This window comes from Vreelandella venusta, from assembly GCF_015689495.1.
Lineage (GTDB): Bacteria > Pseudomonadota > Gammaproteobacteria > Pseudomonadales > Halomonadaceae > Vreelandella > Vreelandella venusta.
This window is the reverse complement of record NZ_CP065135.1, coordinates 1,772,943-1,791,330: the sequence shown is the minus strand read 5'-3', so window position 1 is coordinate 1,791,330 and position 18,388 is coordinate 1,772,943. Positions and strand designations below refer to the sequence as shown.

Below are 18,388 nucleotides of genomic sequence, written 5' to 3'. Positions count from 1 at the left end.
GCAACCCATGACAACGCTTGCTCAAACCACCTGCGAACCTTGCAGTGGCAATGCCATACCGCTCACTTATAGTGCATGCCAACCCCATCTAGCAGCGCTTTCAGAGTGGCAGATTGTTGACCACGATGGCATCATGAAGCTGACGAGACAATTTACGTTTCGCAACTTTGCCGATGCCCTGGCATTTACCCAGCGCGTTGGCGATATAGCAGAGCAGGCTGGGCATCACCCTGTCATTGTTACTGAGTGGGGTAAAACCACCGTGACATGGTGGTCCCATGCAATCAAGGGCCTGCATCTTAATGATTTCATTCTTGCCGCCAGAACCGACGAGGTAGCCGAATAAATGTTTGAGCAAATTGAGCGAGTCCCAGGAGATGCCATTCTCGGGCTGATCGAAGCTTTCAAAAAAGACACCAATCCCCAGAAAGTCGATTTAGGGGTTGGCGTGTATCGCGATGCACAAGGCAATACGCCAGTCATGCGCGCTGTCAAGGAAGCAGAAGCTCGCCTGCTCAAGAATGAAACCACCAAGACCTATATTGGTTCTCACGGTGCCCCTGCTTACGGTGATGCTGTGCTGCCTATGGTACTCGGTGCAGATTCTTCCGTATTAAAAGCCAACCGCGCGAGCGCCACCCAGTCTCCTGGTGGAACAGGCGCACTCCGCTTAGCTGCTGACTTTATTGCTCATCAGCTGCCTGGAAAAGGAATCTGGGTCAGCGATCCTACTTGGCCAAACCATCACGGCATTTTCACCGCCGCGGGTATCGAACTTCATAAATACCCCTACGTTGATGCTGACAACCGCCTTGATTTCGCGGGTATGTTAGCAGCACTGAAAAAAATTCCCGAAGGCGACGTTGTGGTACTTCACGCCTGCTGCCACAACCCGACCGGCTTTGATCTGTCTAAAGATCAGTGGCATGAAGTCATGGCGGTACTGAGCGAGCGCAAACTACTGCCATTGGTTGACTTTGCTTACCAAGGCTTTGGGGAAGGACTGGACGAAGATGCCTATGGTGTTCGTCTGCTAGCTGAAAACCTTGATGAAGTTATCATCACCAGCTCTTGCTCAAAGAACTTTGGCATTTACTGCGAGCGTACTGGCTGCTTGATCCTGGTTGCAAAAGACGCCGAGCAGATGGAAAACGTGCGCTCTCAAGCAGCGATTGTTGCCCGTGAGAACTACTCTAACCCTCCCGCCCACGGCGGCGCGATCGTCAGCGAAATTCTCCACGATGCTGAGCTGTCTGCAATGTGGCGTGAAGAGCTGACCGAAATGCGTGATCGCATCAACACGCTGCGTCGCGACTTCGTTGAAGCCCTTAAGCCCTACGGCCTTGCTGAAAAATATGCATGCGTTGCAGAACAGCGCGGCATGTTCTCTTATACTGGTTTAACTCCGGAACAAGTAGACCGCCTACGTGACGAGTTCGGTATTTACATGGTGCGTTCTGGTCGTGCCAACGTGGCAGGATTCTCACACGAGAATTTACCTTACCTCGCTAAGGCCATCGCTGCCGTTAACGAATAACGCCCGTTAGTTGATCGCCGTCGCATCAACGACAAAAACGCCCAGGCAAATTGCCTGGGCGTTTTTGTCGATGAATTGAAGATAACTATCTGAACAGGCAAACGATTGTTATGTACAATTGCGTGCTTGCCGCCAGAGCCTGGGGCGCCCGTGCGGCGTCCGCTACAACGCAATGCTTGACCGATCAGTCAAATTTTCGGCACACTCAGCATAGCCTTGTATACAACACACCATAACTAAGAGGCCTAACATGGCGGCTGTCGGCACTCACTATCCGTGGTACAAAAAAGAAGACACCGACGCGTTCTTCGCGCTGTTTCAAAACAATATTGCCAACTTTGTCATTATCGCAATTACCATGCTGGGCATGGGGTTTCCCACGTCCATTGTGTATGGTCAGGTGTTGCCTGGTGCCGCAGTGGCAGTCATGGCAGGCAATTTTTATTACGCATGGAGTGCCGCTAGGCTCGCACGAAAAGAAAACCGCAGCGACGTCACCGCGCTCTCCTACGGTATCTCCACACCGGTCATGTTTGTGTTTCTATTCGGCGTATTGCTCCCCGCCAAGCAGCTAACCGGTGACGTGGAATTAGCCTGGAAAGTTGCCGTGGCCGCCTGCTTTATTAGTGGCGCAATAGAAGCCTTGATTAGCATCATTGGCCGCTGGGTGCAGTATCACCTCCCGCGGGCCGCCATGTTGGGTGCTGTTGCTGGCGTCGCACTCACCTTTATTGCCGGCGAGATGCTATTTAAAACGCTGGAAATGCCTATCATTGGACTGCTGGTGCTCGGCATTATCATTGTTGGTCTTGTGGCCCGCGTCAGCATGCCGTTTAAGCTACCGACATCACTGTTTGCCATTGTGGTCGGTACTGCGATGGCATATTTGATTGGCGATGCGGGCAGCGAACGCTTTAGCGATGCTTTTACCCATTTAGGGTTTTACCCCCTGCTGCCTAATTTGGCATGGTATGAAGGGCTAGGCTTGCTGTTTAGCGGCATGCTGGCCGTACTTACCGTTGTGCTGCCCATCACCCTCTATAACGCTATTGAAACCATGAATAACGTTGAAGCGATGGAAGCGGCTGGCGATAAATACGATGTGCGTGAGTGCCAGGCAGTTGATGGAGCAGGCACGATGATCGGCGCGCTATTTGGCGGCGTATTCCCAACAACTGTTTATATCGCCACGGTGGGCGCGAAGTGGATGGGCGCAGGACGAGGCTACAGCATTTTAAACGGTGCCGTTTATGCCCTCGCCACTATGTTTGGTCTGATCGCTGCCTTAGCGGCCATTATTCCGGTCTCAGTAGTGGCCCCTATTTTGGTATTTGTCGGCATGTCGATGATAGCCACTGCGTTTCAAGCGAACGATACCCGCTATTATCCGGCCATTGCGCTGGCGATGCTGCCCTACTTTGCCAACTACGTAATGACACGCTTCAACCGCGGCGCTGGTGAGGTCGTCAGCGATATCTCCAGTGCCATTGTTGTCATGGGACAAGGTGCGATGTTTATGGCTATCTTCCTTGGGGCAATGACAGTGTCGGTAATCGACCATCAGTTCCGCCGTGCAGCGGCATTTGCCGCTATTGCGGCTGGCTTCTCATTTGTAGGACTAATGCACGCACCAAAACTGGCCTTTAACGCGGCGCCTGAATTTGTCATGGGTTACTTGGGCATGGCATTACTGTTTATGTACTTCTCATTCCAGGAAGCCCCTAAGAAGCACTAAACGGCATTACTTGCTGAATCCCGCCTGCCGATGCGGGCGGGATAAAATGCGCTTGAGCACTATCCAAGCAACAATACCTGCCAACACGTTACCCAATGCCGCGCCAGCGGCTAAGCCTGCCCATCCAAACAACTGCGCACCCAACCATAAACAAGGTAGATAGCAAATAAACAATCGTGCGCTTGAAAGCAGCATTGCTCTAAGTGGCCAGCCGAGCGCATTACCTGCCGACACCACCAGCATACACACGCCCAGCGCGGCATAACTCGGCAACAAAAAGCGAATGAGCAGCGCAAGCTCACTTTGCACCTCTTGGTTTCCAGCTAACACCATAGCCACCCAAGGCGACGCCAGCGCCAGTAAAAGCCCCAAGCTAAGCTGCCATATTAACGCGACATTCACGGCCAAGCGCATTAGTTGCTGAATCTGCCCCCAGTCGCCCGCGCCATAGCAGCGCCCAAGCCATGGTGGTAGCGACATCGTCATCGCCAATATCACCATCAGCGAAACCGTTTCTAGGCGGCTGGCAAGCCCCCAGGCTGCCACTTGGGTATCGCCCAGGCTAGCAACAGCCGCAATCGCCAACATTGATGCCAGTGGCGGCATCAACTGACTAACCATCGCAGGAGCAGCGATACCGGTAAAAGGCCGCCACGAGCGCCTTGCTTCTTGCCAAAGTGCGGTATTCGTCGTCCACTTTTGATGCTTAAGCTTAATACTGCTAAATAACAGCCCAGCAAAAAATGCAATGGCGGTTGCCCAGGCCGCACCCGCTAGCCCCCATCCTTGCCAAGAACCAATGCCAAAAATGAATAGCGGGTCCAACCCCAGGTTAATAAGGCTGCTGAGCACCATCATCTTACCTGGCAGCCGTGTATCGCCATGAGCACGAAACACACTATAGATAAAATAGAGCAGCGCGCCTAACCAAGCTGAAAATAGCTGCGGCCCCCAGTAAGCGTGTATATAAACCAATGCGCTATCATCGGCACCTAGCAGCCTAAATATAGGCACTTGAAGAAACCAAAGCGCTACAACGAGCAGGCCAATCACGAGGCCACCGGCAATTAGCACAAGACTGCTTAACCGCTTCGCTCGAACGTCTTCTCCAGCGCCTAAGGCGCGCGAAATGAGCGCCGCAATCGCGATCCCCATTCCCACTTGAATGCCAATAATCAGAAATGACAAAGGAAAAGTAAACGACTGGGCGGCCAAGGGCGCTGTTCCCAAACGGGCAATAAAAGCACTATCTACAAGCTGGAAACCCAATAGCGCCAGTACACCAATGGCCATCGGCCACGTTTGGCGCCATAAGGTTATCGCCAGCTCACGTTGCTGCATAATGACCGCTGCCAAAGAGAAATCCTCAAAACAGAGTAGATAACGGTGAACGCTAACTAGTTAACAATTCTAACAACCTACGAGGTGTAAGTTGTTTCTTGCAACTCCCAACGCAAAAGCGCCATCACCCAGACAAGGGTGATGGCGCTTTATGCTCACACTCGTTTACTGACGAATGCCTTCAAACGTCACGTAAAGTTCCAGCTCATGCATCGCTTCAGGGAAGTCGCTCATATCAATACCGAAATCACTCAGTGTTAACATGGTGCTGCCTTCAAAGCCTGCACGATAATTGCCCCAGGGGTCATCACCTTCACCCATTAAGGTAACAGGCATTTCAATTTCCTGTGTCTCACCATGAAGCGTTAACTCACCGGTTACGACGCCTTCATTTTCACCCGTTGATTCAAAACCGGTTGAGGTGAAAGTTGCCGTAGGAAATTCGCTGGCATCAAGAAAATCGCTGCTCAAGAAGTGACGATCACGCTCTGCATGATTAGTGTTGAGGCTGTCCACCTGCACTTCCATTGCTACAGAAGAGGCTTCTAAATCCTCTGGGTCATAAGAAAACTGACCATCAAACTCTTCGAAAGTACCCAGAATATAGGAGAAGCCGAGGTGGCTTATTTTGAATTGAACAAAGGCGTGCTGACCTTCAGTATCAATTTGATATTCTGCTGCTTGCGCTTGGCTGAACGTCGCTAGCGAAGCGGCGGCAATTGCAGTAGCAAAAGCGGTTTTCTTTAACATCGTGGAAATCTCCTTTATTTTCCTAATAAACACTACGAGCAAACTATCAGCGCAGTGGACAAAAAATTCCATTATTGCTTGCGGCCATGAGCAGGATTCACCATCCGTACGAGTGTCGAGTGGCGATCCCACCAATGATGCTTCAGAGCGGCGAGCGCGTGTCCTGCAGCCAATACCATAAGTACCACGGCACTGTACCAGTGCACATTGCCTGCCAGACTAGCTTGATCAGGAAGCCCGTGAAGCAGCGCTGGCACTTCAAACCAATCAAACACACTAATTCCACGCCCATTGGCGGTAGAGATTAAATAGCCACTAACAAGCACTAACAATAACAGGACATACAACATTATGTGGCCAACATGGGCAGCTAGACGTTCAAAGCGGCTTCCCTCTGCATGAGGCGTTGGTTGAATTAAGCGCCATATCAAGCGAGCAAAGGTAGCTATTAACAGCAAGATACCAATCGAGCGATGCACCCACGGCGCTTGGTTATACCATGTATCGTAATAGCCAAGATCTGTCATCCACCAGCCTAGAACAAACAATCCCACAATTGTTAATGCACTTAGCCAGTGAAGCGCAATACTAATAACTCCCCATCCACTCTGCGTGTTCCGCCACATCCTTGCTTTCCTCGTTATAAACAGCAACTTCATGCCTGCTGTACGCACGCTTCTATACAAAGCATACCGTCTTAATGATCAAAACACTGCTGAAAAAAGCAGAACACACCATTCGTAAAAACCGTTTGTTAACAGCATGCTTAAAATCGTCGTTAGGCAAATGCTGTCAGCGATGACCGCAATAAAAAACCGGCCACGAATGACCGGCTTATCAAAACGCTAGTTGAATCGCTTAGCTAGCCACCAAAGCATCCAGACCAACAGCAAGATCACGCTGAATATCAGCCTGGCTTTCCAGCCCCACCGCTATACGAATCAACCCAGGCACGATACCTGCGGCCTGCTTCTGCACATCAGAGAGACGACCATGCGTTGTAGTCGCCGGGTGGGTAATGGTGGTTTTAACATCTCCGAGGTTACCTGTTATAGACAGCATGTTGGTAGCATCAATGACTTGCCAAGCTCCCTCCTGGCCACCTTTCACCTCAAAGCCCAATACGGCACCAAACCCTTGCTGTTGTTTTTTGGCAAGCGCATGCTGAGGATGGGCTTCTAAGCCACTATAGTGCACTTTATTAACGGCCGGGTGTTGATCTAGCCAGAGCGCCAAAGTCAGCGCATTCTCGCAATGTGCCTTCATGCGCAGCGATAAGGTTTCAAGCCCTTTGGTGAAAATCCACGCATTAAAGGGACTCAGGCAAGGCCCGCAAGTACGTACCACACCAAATACTTCTTCCAACACGTCGTGTTTACCAACCACCGCGCCACCAATAGCACGTCCCTGGCCATCCAGATACTTCGTTGCAGAATGGATAACTAAGTCAGCGCCAAGCGCAATTGGCTGCTGAAGTGCCGGTGTTAAGAAGCAGTTATCAATCGCCAACAATGCACCACTACGCTTAGCAAGTTCGGCTAATGCTGGAATATCCGCGACTTCAGACAGCGGGTTGGACGGTGTTTCCGCAAACAACAGCTTGGTATTTGGGCCGATGGCCTCTTCCCAGGCAGAAACGTTAGATAGCTCTACATAACGAGTCGTGATACCAAATTTGCCCAGATATTTGTCAAACAAACTCACGGTAGAACCAAACAGCGAGCGCGATGCAACGATTTCATCGCCGGCACTTAGCAGTGCCAACGCCGTCGATAAAATGGCCGACATACCCGAACTTGTTGCCACGCATCGCTCTCCACCTTCAAGCGCCGCCAAACGGCGCTCGAAGGTATGGACCGTCGGATTAGTAAAGCGAGAATAGACGTTGCCCGGCTCCTGCCCCCCAAACTTGCGCGCGGCTTCAGCCGCGCTTTCGTAAACAAAGCTTGAAGTGGGAAAAATGGGCTCGGCATGCTCTTGCTCAAACGTACGGTGATGGCCCGCACGAATGGCAAGGGTCTCTAGCGACCAATCATCCTGGTGACTATTATCATGCATGGCTGAGCACCTTTAAAACGTCAATAAAAGTTGTAATACGAGCTATTAATACGCGGTATTAGTCGTCAAGATCGTCATCATCTTGGTTGTGCATACCCACTAGCGCATGGTCACCCGCACTTTGATCTTTGGCTGCGTCATTACGACTCGCTTCAAGCACAGCCAAGTAGGCATCATCAATGTCACCAGTGACATAGTTACCGTCGAAGACAGAGCAGTCAAACTCATCCATTTCAGGATTAACCTCACGGCAAGCCGCTTTCAAATCTTCCAGATCTTGATAGAAAATTCGATCCGCACCAATCAGCTGACCAACCTCTTCTTCTGTGCGGCCATGCGCAATCAGTTCTTTTGCCGCAGGCATATCAATGCCATAGACATTAGGGTAGCGAACGGGCGGAGCAGCTGAGGCGAAATACACTTTACGGGCCCCTGCATCGCGCGCCATCTGAATAATCTGCTTACAGGTGGTTCCACGCACGATAGAGTCATCCACCAGCAGCACATTTTTGCCTTTAAATTCGACATCAATGGCATTCAGTTTTTGACGCACCGATTTTTTACGCTGCGTTTGGCCAGGCATAATAAACGTGCGGCCAATATAGCGGTTCTTCATAAACCCTTCGCGATAGGTCACCCCTAAGTGCTGCGCCATCTCAAGGGCAGAAGTGCGCGACGTATCGGGAATTGGGATAACAACGTCAATATCGTGATCAGGCCATTCATTAAGAATGCGGTCGCCAAGCTTACGCCCCATCTGCATACGAGTGCCATACACGTAGGCACCATCAAGAATAGAGTCGGGGCGCGCAAGATAGACATGCTCAAAAATACAGGAACGCAGCACAGGTCGATCAGCACAGACCTGAGTATGAATCTGCCCCTGCATGTCGACAAAAATCGCTTCACCGGGCGAAAGGTCACGCTCCAGCTCAAAGCCGCCGACATCTAAGGCGACAGATTCCGAAGCAATCATGACCTCCTGCCCCTCGTCACTTTGGCGAGTACCAAACACTACAGGACGAATGCCATGATGATCCCGAAATGCCACCATACCAAAACCGTTAATGATCGCGACCGCCGCGTAGCCGCCTTTGCAGCGCCGGTGCACTCTACGAACGGCATCAAAAATGTCCTCGGCTTCCAGGTGCAAACCCTGTTTACCCAACTCATGGGCAAATACGTTTAGCAACACTTCGGAGTCAGAGCTGGTATTGATGTGACGAAGGTCCGTCGAGAAAAGTTCTTGCTTTAACTGATCAGAGTTAGTCAGGTTGCCGTTGTGAGCCAGCGCAATACCGTAGGGAGAGTTGACATAAAACGGCTGAGACTCAGCTTCGCTAGAGGAACCTGCGGTTGGATAACGCACGTGACCAATGCCAAGGTTACCTTTTAGGCGAGCCATGTGGCGGGTATGGAACACATCTCGAACCAGCCCATTACTCTTGCGCAGTAGGAAGCGTCCCTCGCTCCAAGTCATCATGCCGGCAGCGTCCTGACCCCGATGCTGAAGTACGGTCAGAGCATCATAGATTCCCTGATTTACCGCCTGCTTGGCCAGAAGGCCCACTATACCGCACATTCAAGTTACCTCGCTTTAGTGCCATGGTTCACCGTAGCAAACCCGTACGTTCATCAAACGAATGTAAGCCACTGCCTATTTCTCGGTCGCAAAAGCGGGCATTGGTAGACAGCAGCTAACTGTATTACTAACTAAACATCACGTCGCGCCATCATTAAACAGCGCACTCACTGGCCAGCATTTTCAGATGTTGGCGTAAAAGGCTGTGGAACTCGCTCTTCCTGAGCGTCCTGAGCGCGGAGGTCAGGCAGCGAAATATCGCGAAGCGAGTCAGGCGCCTGTGGCAGCTCCCGTTCCCATTGATCTAACTGGCTTACCGCCCAGTCGCGCAGCTCAATAAACGTCGGCCGAAGCTCAGCCTCTTGCCAAGCCTGTAGCTCAGCTAAGGGCGTTAGAGTAATCAGCACGGTTGCCACCAATAAAATAACAGCGCCACGCGCAAGCCCAAAAGCAGCACCGGCAAAGCGGTTAAGCAACCCCATACCGACCCACTCAACTGCCGCATGAACAAGGCGGATCACAATCCCACAGAGCAAAATGACCGCAAATATCACCAAAATAAATGCCAACACTAAGCGCGCATCGAAGCTGTCGATGAACCCACTCATTAAGTCCGCCACCGGTTCTGCCAGAACGCGCGCTACCAACAATGCGACTACCCAGGCGGCTAGACCAAGAGCTTCCCTGACGAACCCGCGCATAAAGCCGGCCAGCATGGAAAGTGCCAACACCGCCAGGAAAAGCGCGTCTATCCAAGTAAGTGCCATAAGTTAATTTCTCACTCGCACTAACAAGCCCTGTACATTGGCACGCTGCTTAATAATCGCCATCGCAGACTCACCGTCTTCAGACGTGGCATAAGGGCCAACATAAACAGAGGTAAGGTTATTATCGCGCTCACGTAAGTAGGCGCTAAACCCCGCCTGAGTAAGCTGATCGCTTAGTCGCCTTGCGTTACCCGCATCACCAAAGCTGCCCACTTGAACCGCCCACTCGCCTTGGGAAGAAGATGTTGGGCCAGCAGCATTCGATGATGTGCTTGAAGAGCTGGTAGACGCGTTATTACGGTTATTCGCAGCCATTAACTCAGCGATTGGATCATCGGCTCCAGCACTCTGAGTATTAGAGCTACTGGCTTGACCGGTTTGTGGCTGCCTTGGATTGGCATCAATTGGCACACTGATCGCGCCATCTACAGATCGACCTTCACTTGAAGATGAGGATGTGCTGATGGACGACGGCATTTCAGGATTCGGAACATCTTGCTGTGTTGCCTCAACAGGTCGCTCAATCACAAACGTAGGCTGAGGGCGCTCTTCTCGGGGAGCAGGATCACTCATCAACCACGGCACGAAAATCGCCAGCAACGCGAGCAAGATGACAATACCACTGATGCGTTCCGTTTTACCGTATTTCATATCCCTCTCCATCAAGCTTAGCGAGCACAACGGTTAGGCCGATTAAGCTTGCGGCAGTGTTATTTCCAACAAGGCCGCAACTGTAAAAAACGAGCCAGTCACTAACACCCGGTCGGAGGGTGTCAGCTGCTCAGCTATTATCTGCACTCCGGCCTCTGGGGAACTGGCGCAACCATGCACACGCCCACCCAGAGATGTGATACGCCCCGCCAGTTCGTCAGCTGACCGACCACGCTCCCCTTCCAACGTCACGCATACCCAGTCAGTAATGCGGGGTAGCAAAGCGCTAATAACACCATCAGCGTCTTTATCATTTAGCATGCCGATCAGCGCCCACTGCCGACCACCTGCAGGCACCAATGGGAGTCGTCTAGCGACATAACCGGCTGCATGAGGATTATGCCCAACATCCAGGCACCACTGTCCTATCCACTGCATACGCCCTGGCACTTGCACCTCATGAAACGCCCGGCGACATGCGTCTGCATTCACCACTAACCCACTAAGGATCAGTGCTTGGAGGGCCGTTGCGGCATTGTCAATCGGCAAACCAGGATCAGGAAGGTCAGCGATGGAAATAGCATCTCCCTGACAGCTCAGCCCACTCCAGCTCCATTCAGACGGACTATCTGCGGCATCAGCAGCATTATCATCAATGGAGTGACTAAAAGCCTCACCAAGGCAGTAAACAGGAGCGGCAATCGCATCGGCAGCCGCTGCGACACTACTGGGAAGCAGTCGACTGCCTAATACCGCGGGCTTTGCAGCACGAAAGATGCCGGCCTTTTCGCGGCCGATCTGGGCAATGTCAGATCCCAAAAAATTGGCATGATCCTGAGCAATCGTGGTCACAATAGCAACGTCTGCGTCAATAATATTAACGGCATCTAATCGCCCACCCAGACCAACTTCGAGCAGCGCTAAATCGAGGTCTTCCTGTGCTAGACACCAGAGGGCACAGAGCGTGCCCGCCTCAAAATAGGTCAAGCTAATTTCAGGCGCTTGTAGCCTCGCGTGCTCTACGCAAGAGAAGCCCGTCATTAGCCGCTGGTCGTCAGCGTAGCTACCATTGATCGTGACACGCTCGTTATAGCGCACTAGGTGGGGCGAAGTATAAGTCCCCACATGTAAACCGTGACTGCGAGCGATAGCATCCATCATGGCAAGGGTCGACCCCTTGCCATTGGTACCAGCCACCGTAATTACCTGTGTTGCAATCGGTCGGCTTAGCAACCCCATGCGTTTGGCAACTTCTGCTACGCGCTCAAGCCCCATATCAATCCCTACAGGATGTAGGGTTTCAAGGTAGTGCAGCCATTCGGCTAAAGACCCTGGAGTTACAGCGTCAGAAGCTAAAGAGTCAGGGGCTATAGACTTAGACATTGCGGTTCGAATCGTCGCTCTGAACAGTACTGGCTTCGCTATGCGTTTCAGGCGTATCCGCACCTGCTACATCTACAGCATCGGCTATTGGCGCTTCATCAACCAACGGCTCGTCAATCGATGCATCGTCACTGATATCGCTCTCGGCAGGCAGCGCGATATTATGCGTCAGCTTACGCAGCACACCACCAACACGAGCACGCATATCATGGCGATGCACAATCATGTCAACAGTGCCGTGCTCCAGTAGAAATTCACTGCGCTGAAAGCCTTCCGGCAGCGTTTCACGGACGGTTTGCTCAATAACGCGCGGGCCAGCAAAGCCAATCAAGGCGTTGGGCTCGGCGATGTTAAGATCGCCCAGCATCGCAAGCGACGCGGATACTCCGCCAAACACTGGATCTGTCAGAACAGAAATGTAGGGCACACCCGACTGCTTAAGCTTTTCAAGCGCTGCCGAGGTTTTAGCCATCTGCATGAGTGAAAACAGTGCTTCTTGCATCCGAGCCCCACCAGAAGCGGCAAAGCAGATCAACGGAAGCTGTTCTTCAAGGGCTATGGTTGCCGCGCGGACAAATTTTTCGCCAACAACCGCGCCCATTGAACCGCCCATGAAGGTAAATTCAAACGCAACAGCAACAACCGGTAGCCCGTCTAGCTCGCCACGCATAGCAACCAGCGCATCTTTTTCACCGGTTTCTTTTTGGGCAGCCGTTAAGCGGTCTTTGTATTTTTTAGAGTCGCGAAATTTCAAGCGATCATTAGGCTCAATCTCAGCCGCAATCTCTTGGCGATTCTCTTTATCCAAAAACCAGTCCAAACGTTTACGCGCGGTCAACCGTAAATGGTGGTCGCACTTGGGGCAGACGCTGTGGTGCTTCTCAAGCTCAGGGAGATAGAGAACCGCTTCGCACTTGGGACATTTACGCCAGAGGCCATCGGGCACGCTGGCGCGACGGTCTTTACGCTGGATACGCCCCATGGAGGGCACAATCTTGTCTAACCAGCTCATATCAAAAAGTTTCCGTATACGTCATGCTTAGCAACGCCAAGCTTGATGAGTGTCGTCAGTCAATTCAGTGTAGACGATGAGGGAATGCGCTTAGGCATCCATCGCGTTGCGCATGTCGCCCAACACGCTTTTAAGCTGACCAGCAATGGTTTCAGGTGCGTCAACGCTCTCTGCAATGCGGTTCACTAGCGCACTGCCAACAATCACACCATCAGCAACTTTCGCCACTTCAGCGGCGGTCACACCATCGCGGATACCGAAGCCAACACATAATGGCAAATCGGTCATTTCGCGTAAGGGGGCAAGATGCTCAGCCACATCCTCAGCATTGAGTGTAGCAGCACCGGTAACGCCCTTAAGCGAAACATAATAGAGATAGCCCTCACCGTGGGCGCATATTGTAGCGGCACGCGCATTGGAAGTGGTAGGCGCAACCAAGAAAATCGCTGCTAAATCGCGAGCTTTTAACAGCGGGCCGAGCTCATCAGCCTCTTCAGGCGGCATATCTACCACGAGCACGCCATCAACGCCAACGCTTGCCGCTTTATCTGCAAACGTTTCATAGCCAATCCGCTCTATCGGATTGAGATACCCCATCAACACGATAGGCGTTGTAGCATCCGCTTGGCGGAACTCAGCGACCATATCCAGCAGGTCAACCAAACGAGTACCCTGCTTAAGCGCGCGCTCACAGGCCTTTTGAATCACCGGGCCGTCGGCCATTGGGTCTGAAAACGGCACGCCAAGCTCAATAATATCAGCTCCTGCCTCTACCAGGGCATGCATAAAGCCCACGGTGTACTGAGGCGCAGGGTCGCCGGCGGTAATGTAAGGAATCAGGGCCTTACGACCCTGCTCTTTTAATTCTGAAAAACGCTGGTCAATACGGTTCATGCTAGCCCTTAAAACTCGATGCCATCAATGTTCGCCACGGTCATGATATCTTTATCACCACGACCAGAAAGGTTGACCACGATATGCTGGTCAGGGCGCATGGTCGGTGCCAGCACCTTCGCATGAGCAAGCGCATGGGCGGATTCCAATGCGGGCATAATCCCTTCCATATGCGTCAGTTCACGGAATGCTTCCAGCACTTCTTTATCGTTTGCGGCTACGTAGTTAACTCGCCCAACATCTTTCCATAGCGCGTGCTCAGGCCCAACCCCTGGGTAGTCGAGGCCAGCAGAAATTGAGTGCGTGTCTGACACTTGCCCCGCTTCATCAGACATCAAGTAAGTTCGATTACCATGCAAAACACCACGCGGCGCATTGGTCGAAAGCGGCGCAGCATGTCGGCCTGTTTCGATACCATCACCACCGGCTTCGACACCATACATCGCTACCGCATCATCTTCGACGAAGGGATAGAATAGGCCCATGGCGTTAGAACCGCCCCCCACGCAGGCAATCAGCGCGTCCGGCAGGCGTCCAATTTGCGCTAACGACTGTTGGCGAGCTTCACGCCCCACGACCGCGTTAAAATCACGTACCAACTGCGGGTAAGGGTGCGGCCCCGCCACGGTGCCAATAATGTAGAACGTGCTATCAACGTTGGTGACCCAGTCACGCAAGGCTTCATTCATTGCGTCTTTAAGCGTACGAGTACCTGATTCAACCGGAATTACACGTGCACCCAACAGACGCATACGATAAACGTTCAGCTTCTGGCGTTGAACGTCTGCCGCCCCCATATAAACGTCACACTCCAGTCCTAAGCGCGCTGCCACAGTCGCCGTGGCCACACCATGCTGGCCTGCTCCGGTTTCAGCTATAACCCTGGGCTTGCCAGTTTTTTTGGCTAACAGCGCTTGGCCGATAGTGTTATTAACCTTATGAGCACCGGTGTGATTTAAGTCTTCACGCTTCAACCAAATTTGCGCGCCACCTAGCGACTGAGACCAACGCTCTGCATGATAAAGCGGCGACGGACGCCCGACATAATGGGCAAGGTCACGGTCAAACTCAGCCTGGAAATCGGGATCATCACGCAAACTCGAATAGGTCTGCTCTAACTCTTCCAGGGCAAAGCTCAGGGTTTCCGACACAAACCGGCCGCCGTAGGGACCAAAATGACCACGGGCATCCGGCATTCGGGTCAGGTCGCTGAACTTGGTTTCAGTCGCGGAGACAGTCACAGGCATACCTCACAAGATCGCCAGAACAGGCAAACAATAAATGAACGAACAAAGAGGCGTAGACACCCCGCGGGCACGCTACGCAGTGAGCTTAATGGGCGCTAGCTAACGCCACATTTTGAACAAAAGATGCCATTAACTCGGCATCTTTTATGCCATGAGATATTTCTATACCACCAGAAACATCAATAGCATAAGGCATTACTTGGTTAACCGCAGAAGCCACATTATCAACCGTTAACCCACCAGCCAGGATAACAGGTTTTTCTAAGGTTGCGGGGATTCTAGACCAATCAAACGTCTCTCCAGTTCCCCCTGGGATACCAGGTCGATAAGCATCTAATAGCAGCGCCTGCGCGAGCGAGTAGTCAGCCGCCGCCTGGTGCAGGTCGATATCATCATGCATGCGCAGTGCTTTTATCCAAGGCCGCCCAAACTGCTGACAGAAAGAGGCAGGCTCGTCACCATGAAACTGAATTAAATCCAAGTAAGGTAAGCACTGCTCAATGAATTCAGCAGGCTGATTAACAAACAATCCCACCCGTGTCACAAAAGCAGGCACTGCCACTGCTAACTCTTCCAGCACCGCAGGCGTTATGCTGCGGGCGCTCTTAGGCCACATCACGAAGCCAAGCGCGTCCACACCCAGCGATGCTGCCAGCGCGACATCCTCATGGCGAGTTAAGCCACAAAATTTAATCCGCGTACGACCAGAACACGCGTTCATAATGGGGTCTCCTGCTGCTCTGAAGGCGCTGGCTCTGGCTGATTTAAGGGCGCTTGGCTGTTAAACGTCAGCTTGCGCCTTGCAGCGATGCGTGGATTATCTGGCAACTGACGCTCACCAGTCCACTCACCGGTAAATGCGAGCAAGTTGGGGCCTAACGGCTCTTTTGGCAGATCAAATCGTTCATCATAAAGCGAGTCTACGAAATGAAGGCCGCAGGCTGGCGCTGTGACATCGCCTTTTCGGCGATTCTTCAGTGCCAGCAGGCGCTCAATGTGCCCTTCATCCTGCGAACCGCGCCCTACGCTAACCAGTGCCCCCGCAATATTGCGAATCATGTGGTGCAAAAAAGCATTGCCCTGAATATCAATGACCACTATTGGCCCATAGCGTTTCACTTCTACGAAGTGCATTTGCCGCCAAGGGGTTTTGGACTGGCAGCCCGCCGCTCGAAAGCTGCTGAAGTCATGCTCGCCTACCAGAGCCTGTGCAGCCCGATGCATGGCATCGGCATCTAGCGGATCTCGACACCAGGTTACGTTGTGGCGCTCTAACACCGGACGACTAAGTTGATTCAACAAAATATAACGATAGCGACGCCCAAGTGCGCCCAGGCGAGAGTGAAAGTCATCGGACACAGGTTTTACCCAGCGCACCGCGACATCTCTAGGAAGGTTGGTATTGCTGCCAAAAATCCAGGCTTTTTCAGAACGCTGAACAGGCGGGTCAAAATGGATGATCTGTCGGGTGGCATGCACGCCAGAATCGGTTCGACCACTGGCATGAATACGCACTGGCGCGCTGGCCACTTTCTCTATCGCATCTTCCACCGCTTGTTGAACAGAAGCTGCGTGTTTCAAACGCTGAAAGCCGCAAAAGCGCGTACCATCATATTCAATGCCCATCGCTAGGCGCCCTGTTAGGGGCTTTGTTTCGTCAAAATGGTAAAACAGCGTCATGAAGCCACGTCACATAGAAGATAGTTAGGGTGCACCATTATCCCGACGTCGAGGCTCAAATGCCACCTCTTCGACTTCCCAGCGTTCCTCGACGCTCTTCCCTCCATATTGGTTGCGTCCCACGCCTGGAGGTGAAGACGTCTCCTGCCGTTCGGCCTCAACTATCGGCCCTGGCTCACTGTTAGCAGGTACTGTATCAACCGTCGGTGAACCCCGCATTGGTGCCTCAGTAGTAGAAGAAGGCGTGGTAGTTGAAAACGTAGTAGGTGAAAACGTGGTAGGTGGAGGAGAAGTAGGTGAAGGTTTAGTAGTTGAAGGCTTAGCAGATGAAGGCGTAGCAGGTGAAGGCGTAGCAGGTGAAGGCGTAGCAGTTGGCATCGTGTCAGCGTTATAAGCCGAGGAAATGGGTGCAACATCTTCCCACTGCCGTTCACGACGCCTACGCGACCATACTAGCGCTCCCAACAAAAGCGCTAACGCACTACTAGCGAGCGGCCACTGATAGGCGGCCATGCGCTCAACAATTGTGGCTGACGCACTCTGTGAACGGTTCAGGTTAGGCACCTCGTTAGCCGGACGACTGTTTGCCATCAGCGCGGCACTCCCCGCCAGCATATCTGATAGCTCTTGAGCTTGCTGAAGCTCGCGCTGAGAGGCGCTTAATGCTTGCGTTAGCGAAGCCACCTCTTGACGCAGCACAGCTAGCTGATCATGCATTTCTTCGCGCTCGTCAAGCACCGCAAGAAGCCTATCCTGGCCCTCCAATAACTGTTCAGCGAGCTCTTTTTCGATGGCGACAACACCGGGTGTTTGCAGAGATAGAGCAGCCCCTTGGTCGTCACTTTGCCTAGCTGGCTCGACCACCTGCTCTACGCTCGAACCACTAAGGCCTTCTGGCTTTTCTTGAGACTCAACCTGGCGGCCTACGGGTGAGCGCACCGCCTGAATCGCCTGGGCAGCATTGCTGGACGTTCGTGACGTAATCTGCTGACGGGTAGGGATATTGAGTGTCTGGCCCGCACGGAGTTCATCTATATTGCCAGTGGGAAACGCAGCGGGATTAGCGACTAAGAGTGCCGTCATCATTTGTTGAATGGTTACATCGTCTGGCTTCACCCTTGCGGCAACGCTCCAAAGAGTATCGCCACTGGCTACGTAGGCTATATCACGTGAAGCATCGCGTGCAGCCGATAACACAGAAGCAGATTCCCTACTGGGCGATTCAGCCGATCCGGTGGCGTCAACCGGGCTGTCTAATGCGTAGTCGGGTGGGTCAAACAGCAGCGTTAAAGCGCGTGTCTGTCGCCCTTCTGGTGAAGAAATCGTTAACAGTAGATCCAACCACGGCTCATGAACTGCTTGGGAAGAGCGCAGCAAAAGCCGGTGCCCAGCAGGCTGCTCTTGAACCTGAACACTGATACTTGCGGTAAGGGATGTCCACTCCAACCCCAGAGCCCTAAACGCCGATTCGTTTGCCAGCTCGACACGTAAATCACTCAGCGCGAAACCCTCGCTTTCCTGAAGCGGCACCGTGGCCTCAAGCGGCGCATCTAATGGTGAGTTTACCGTTGCCTGCCCCAACCCCAGCGCCACTGCCAGTGGACTAATAGCGCTTAGCGACAGTCCCAACATCCCTGTTAATTGTTTTCTCATAAAGGCCTCTGCTGCCTTTTATTTGATTGCGGCTAAGCCACACTTTCTTACATTTACTTAGCAAAATCACACTCTGCATCCTTTTTACCACACCCAGA

General features: G+C 52.4%; 17 protein-coding genes. 3 read left to right on the top strand and 14 right to left on the bottom strand.

Annotated features, from left to right (window positions below; translation table 11 throughout):
* The first annotated feature begins 7 nt into the window (after positions 1-7).
* From IR195_RS08460 to IR195_RS08450, 3 genes are all read left to right on the top strand, one after another.
* A complete protein-coding gene (locus IR195_RS08460; RefSeq protein WP_206049313.1) occupies positions 8-346 on the top strand; it encodes a 4a-hydroxytetrahydrobiopterin dehydratase in 339 nt (112 codons plus the stop codon).
* Entirely contained in the window at positions 347-1,537 is a 1,191-nt protein-coding gene (locus IR195_RS08455; protein ID WP_125747447.1) for an amino acid aminotransferase, read from the top strand.
* 250 nt (positions 1,538-1,787) lie between these two features.
* Complete coding sequence (locus IR195_RS08450) at positions 1,788-3,272, top strand: NCS2 family permease (protein WP_206049312.1); 1,485 nt, start codon at positions 1,788-1,790, stop codon at positions 3,270-3,272.
* Positions 3,273-3,278: 6 nt separating this feature from the next.
* On the opposite strand, the gene IR195_RS08445 is transcribed toward IR195_RS08450, so the two are convergent.
* The 14 genes from IR195_RS08445 to IR195_RS08380 all read right to left on the bottom strand — a co-directional run bounded on the left by IR195_RS08445 (position 3,279) and on the right by IR195_RS08380 (position 18,290).
* Positions 3,279-4,613, bottom strand: coding sequence for an MATE family efflux transporter (locus IR195_RS08445; protein WP_125753558.1), 1,335 nt, complete (start codon positions 4,611-4,613; stop codon positions 3,279-3,281).
* Between the two features lie 165 nt (positions 4,614-4,778).
* Positions 4,779-5,363 carry a YceI family protein gene (locus tag IR195_RS08440; RefSeq protein ID WP_125747443.1) on the bottom strand — a complete coding sequence of 195 codons (585 nt, stop codon included), beginning with the start codon at positions 5,361-5,363 and terminating at the stop codon, positions 4,779-4,781.
* Between the two features lie 71 nt (positions 5,364-5,434).
* Positions 5,435-5,989 (bottom strand): cytochrome b, encoded by a 555-nt coding sequence (locus tag IR195_RS08435; RefSeq protein WP_125747441.1) that lies wholly within the window; start codon positions 5,987-5,989, stop codon positions 5,435-5,437.
* 232 nt (positions 5,990-6,221) lie between these two features.
* Complete coding sequence (locus IR195_RS08430; protein WP_125747439.1) at positions 6,222-7,421, bottom strand: O-succinylhomoserine sulfhydrylase; 1,200 nt, start codon at positions 7,419-7,421, stop codon at positions 6,222-6,224.
* 58 nt (positions 7,422-7,479) lie between these two features.
* On the bottom strand, positions 7,480-9,003 hold the full coding sequence (gene purF, locus IR195_RS08425; protein ID WP_089038171.1) for an amidophosphoribosyltransferase: 1,524 nt from the start codon (positions 9,001-9,003) through the stop codon (positions 7,480-7,482).
* 167 nt (positions 9,004-9,170) lie between these two features.
* Positions 9,171-9,770, bottom strand: a complete 600-nt coding sequence (locus IR195_RS08420) for a CvpA family protein (protein ID WP_125747437.1) — start codon at positions 9,768-9,770, stop codon at positions 9,171-9,173.
* A 3-nt stretch (positions 9,771-9,773) separates the two neighbouring features.
* Positions 9,774-10,421 carry an SPOR domain-containing protein gene (locus IR195_RS08415; protein ID WP_125747435.1) on the bottom strand — a complete coding sequence of 216 codons (648 nt, stop codon included), beginning with the start codon at positions 10,419-10,421 and terminating at the stop codon, positions 9,774-9,776.
* A gap of 42 nt (positions 10,422-10,463) precedes the next feature.
* The gene (gene folC, locus IR195_RS08410) at positions 10,464-11,804 is read right to left on the bottom strand and encodes a bifunctional tetrahydrofolate synthase/dihydrofolate synthase (RefSeq protein ID WP_206049311.1); all 1,341 of its coding nucleotides are present in this window, start codon (positions 11,802-11,804) and stop codon (positions 10,464-10,466) included.
* The gene (gene accD / locus IR195_RS08405; protein ID WP_206049310.1) at positions 11,797-12,816 is read right to left on the bottom strand and encodes an acetyl-CoA carboxylase, carboxyltransferase subunit beta; all 1,020 of its coding nucleotides are present in this window, start codon (positions 12,814-12,816) and stop codon (positions 11,797-11,799) included. The genes folC and accD overlap by 8 nt, the downstream gene beginning before the upstream one ends.
* A 90-nt stretch (positions 12,817-12,906) precedes the next feature.
* Complete coding sequence (trpA, locus tag IR195_RS08400) at positions 12,907-13,710, bottom strand: tryptophan synthase subunit alpha (protein ID WP_206049309.1); 804 nt, start codon at positions 13,708-13,710, stop codon at positions 12,907-12,909.
* An 8-nt stretch (positions 13,711-13,718) separates the two neighbouring features.
* Positions 13,719-14,957, bottom strand: a complete 1,239-nt coding sequence (trpB, locus tag IR195_RS08395) for a tryptophan synthase subunit beta (protein ID WP_206049308.1) — start codon at positions 14,955-14,957, stop codon at positions 13,719-13,721.
* 85 nt (positions 14,958-15,042) lie between these two features.
* On the bottom strand, positions 15,043-15,678 hold the full coding sequence (locus IR195_RS08390) for a phosphoribosylanthranilate isomerase (protein WP_206049306.1): 636 nt from the start codon (positions 15,676-15,678) through the stop codon (positions 15,043-15,045).
* Complete coding sequence (gene truA / locus IR195_RS08385; protein WP_206049305.1) at positions 15,675-16,637, bottom strand: tRNA pseudouridine(38-40) synthase TruA; 963 nt, start codon at positions 16,635-16,637, stop codon at positions 15,675-15,677. The genes IR195_RS08390 and truA overlap by 4 nt, the downstream gene beginning before the upstream one ends.
* 24 nt (positions 16,638-16,661) lie before the next feature.
* Positions 16,662-18,290 carry a type IV pilus assembly protein FimV gene (locus tag IR195_RS08380; protein ID WP_206049303.1) on the bottom strand — a complete coding sequence of 543 codons (1,629 nt, stop codon included), beginning with the start codon at positions 18,288-18,290 and terminating at the stop codon, positions 16,662-16,664.
* Between the last annotated feature and the right edge of the window lie 98 nt (positions 18,291-18,388).

Bases quoted from the DNA above. Each gene is read 5' to 3' on its own strand.
- IR195_RS08380 (WP_206049303.1), bottom strand. From the start codon at position 18,290: ATGAGAAAACAATTAACAGGGATGTTGGGACTGTCGCTAAGCGCTATT.
- purF (WP_089038171.1), bottom strand. From the start codon at position 9,003: ATGTGCGGTATAGTGGGCCTTCTGGCCAAGCAGGCGGTAAATCAGGGA.
- IR195_RS08445 (WP_125753558.1), bottom strand. From the start codon at position 4,613: ATGCAGCAACGTGAGCTGGCGATAACCTTATGGCGCCAAACGTGGCCG.
- IR195_RS08390 (WP_206049306.1), bottom strand. From the start codon at position 15,678: ATGAACGCGTGTTCTGGTCGTACGCGGATTAAATTTTGTGGCTTAACT.
- IR195_RS08430 (WP_125747439.1), bottom strand. From the start codon at position 7,421: ATGCATGATAATAGTCACCAGGATGATTGGTCGCTAGAGACCCTTGCC.
- accD (WP_206049310.1), bottom strand. From the start codon at position 12,816: ATGAGCTGGTTAGACAAGATTGTGCCCTCCATGGGGCGTATCCAGCGT.
- IR195_RS08460 (WP_206049313.1), top strand. From the start codon at position 8: ATGACAACGCTTGCTCAAACCACCTGCGAACCTTGCAGTGGCAATGCC.
- truA (WP_206049305.1), bottom strand. From the start codon at position 16,637: ATGACGCTGTTTTACCATTTTGACGAAACAAAGCCCCTAACAGGGCGC.
- IR195_RS08415 (WP_125747435.1), bottom strand. From the start codon at position 10,421: ATGAAATACGGTAAAACGGAACGCATCAGTGGTATTGTCATCTTGCTC.
- IR195_RS08420 (WP_125747437.1), bottom strand. From the start codon at position 9,770: ATGGCACTTACTTGGATAGACGCGCTTTTCCTGGCGGTGTTGGCACTT.
- IR195_RS08440 (WP_125747443.1), bottom strand. From the start codon at position 5,363: ATGTTAAAGAAAACCGCTTTTGCTACTGCAATTGCCGCCGCTTCGCTA.
- trpB (WP_206049308.1), bottom strand. From the start codon at position 14,957: ATGCCTGTGACTGTCTCCGCGACTGAAACCAAGTTCAGCGACCTGACC.
- trpA (WP_206049309.1), bottom strand. From the start codon at position 13,710: ATGAACCGTATTGACCAGCGTTTTTCAGAATTAAAAGAGCAGGGTCGT.
- folC (WP_206049311.1), bottom strand. From the start codon at position 11,804: ATGTCTAAGTCTATAGCCCCTGACTCTTTAGCTTCTGACGCTGTAACT.
- IR195_RS08450 (WP_206049312.1), top strand. From the start codon at position 1,788: ATGGCGGCTGTCGGCACTCACTATCCGTGGTACAAAAAAGAAGACACC.
- IR195_RS08435 (WP_125747441.1), bottom strand. From the start codon at position 5,989: ATGTGGCGGAACACGCAGAGTGGATGGGGAGTTATTAGTATTGCGCTT.
- IR195_RS08455 (WP_125747447.1), top strand. From the start codon at position 347: ATGTTTGAGCAAATTGAGCGAGTCCCAGGAGATGCCATTCTCGGGCTG.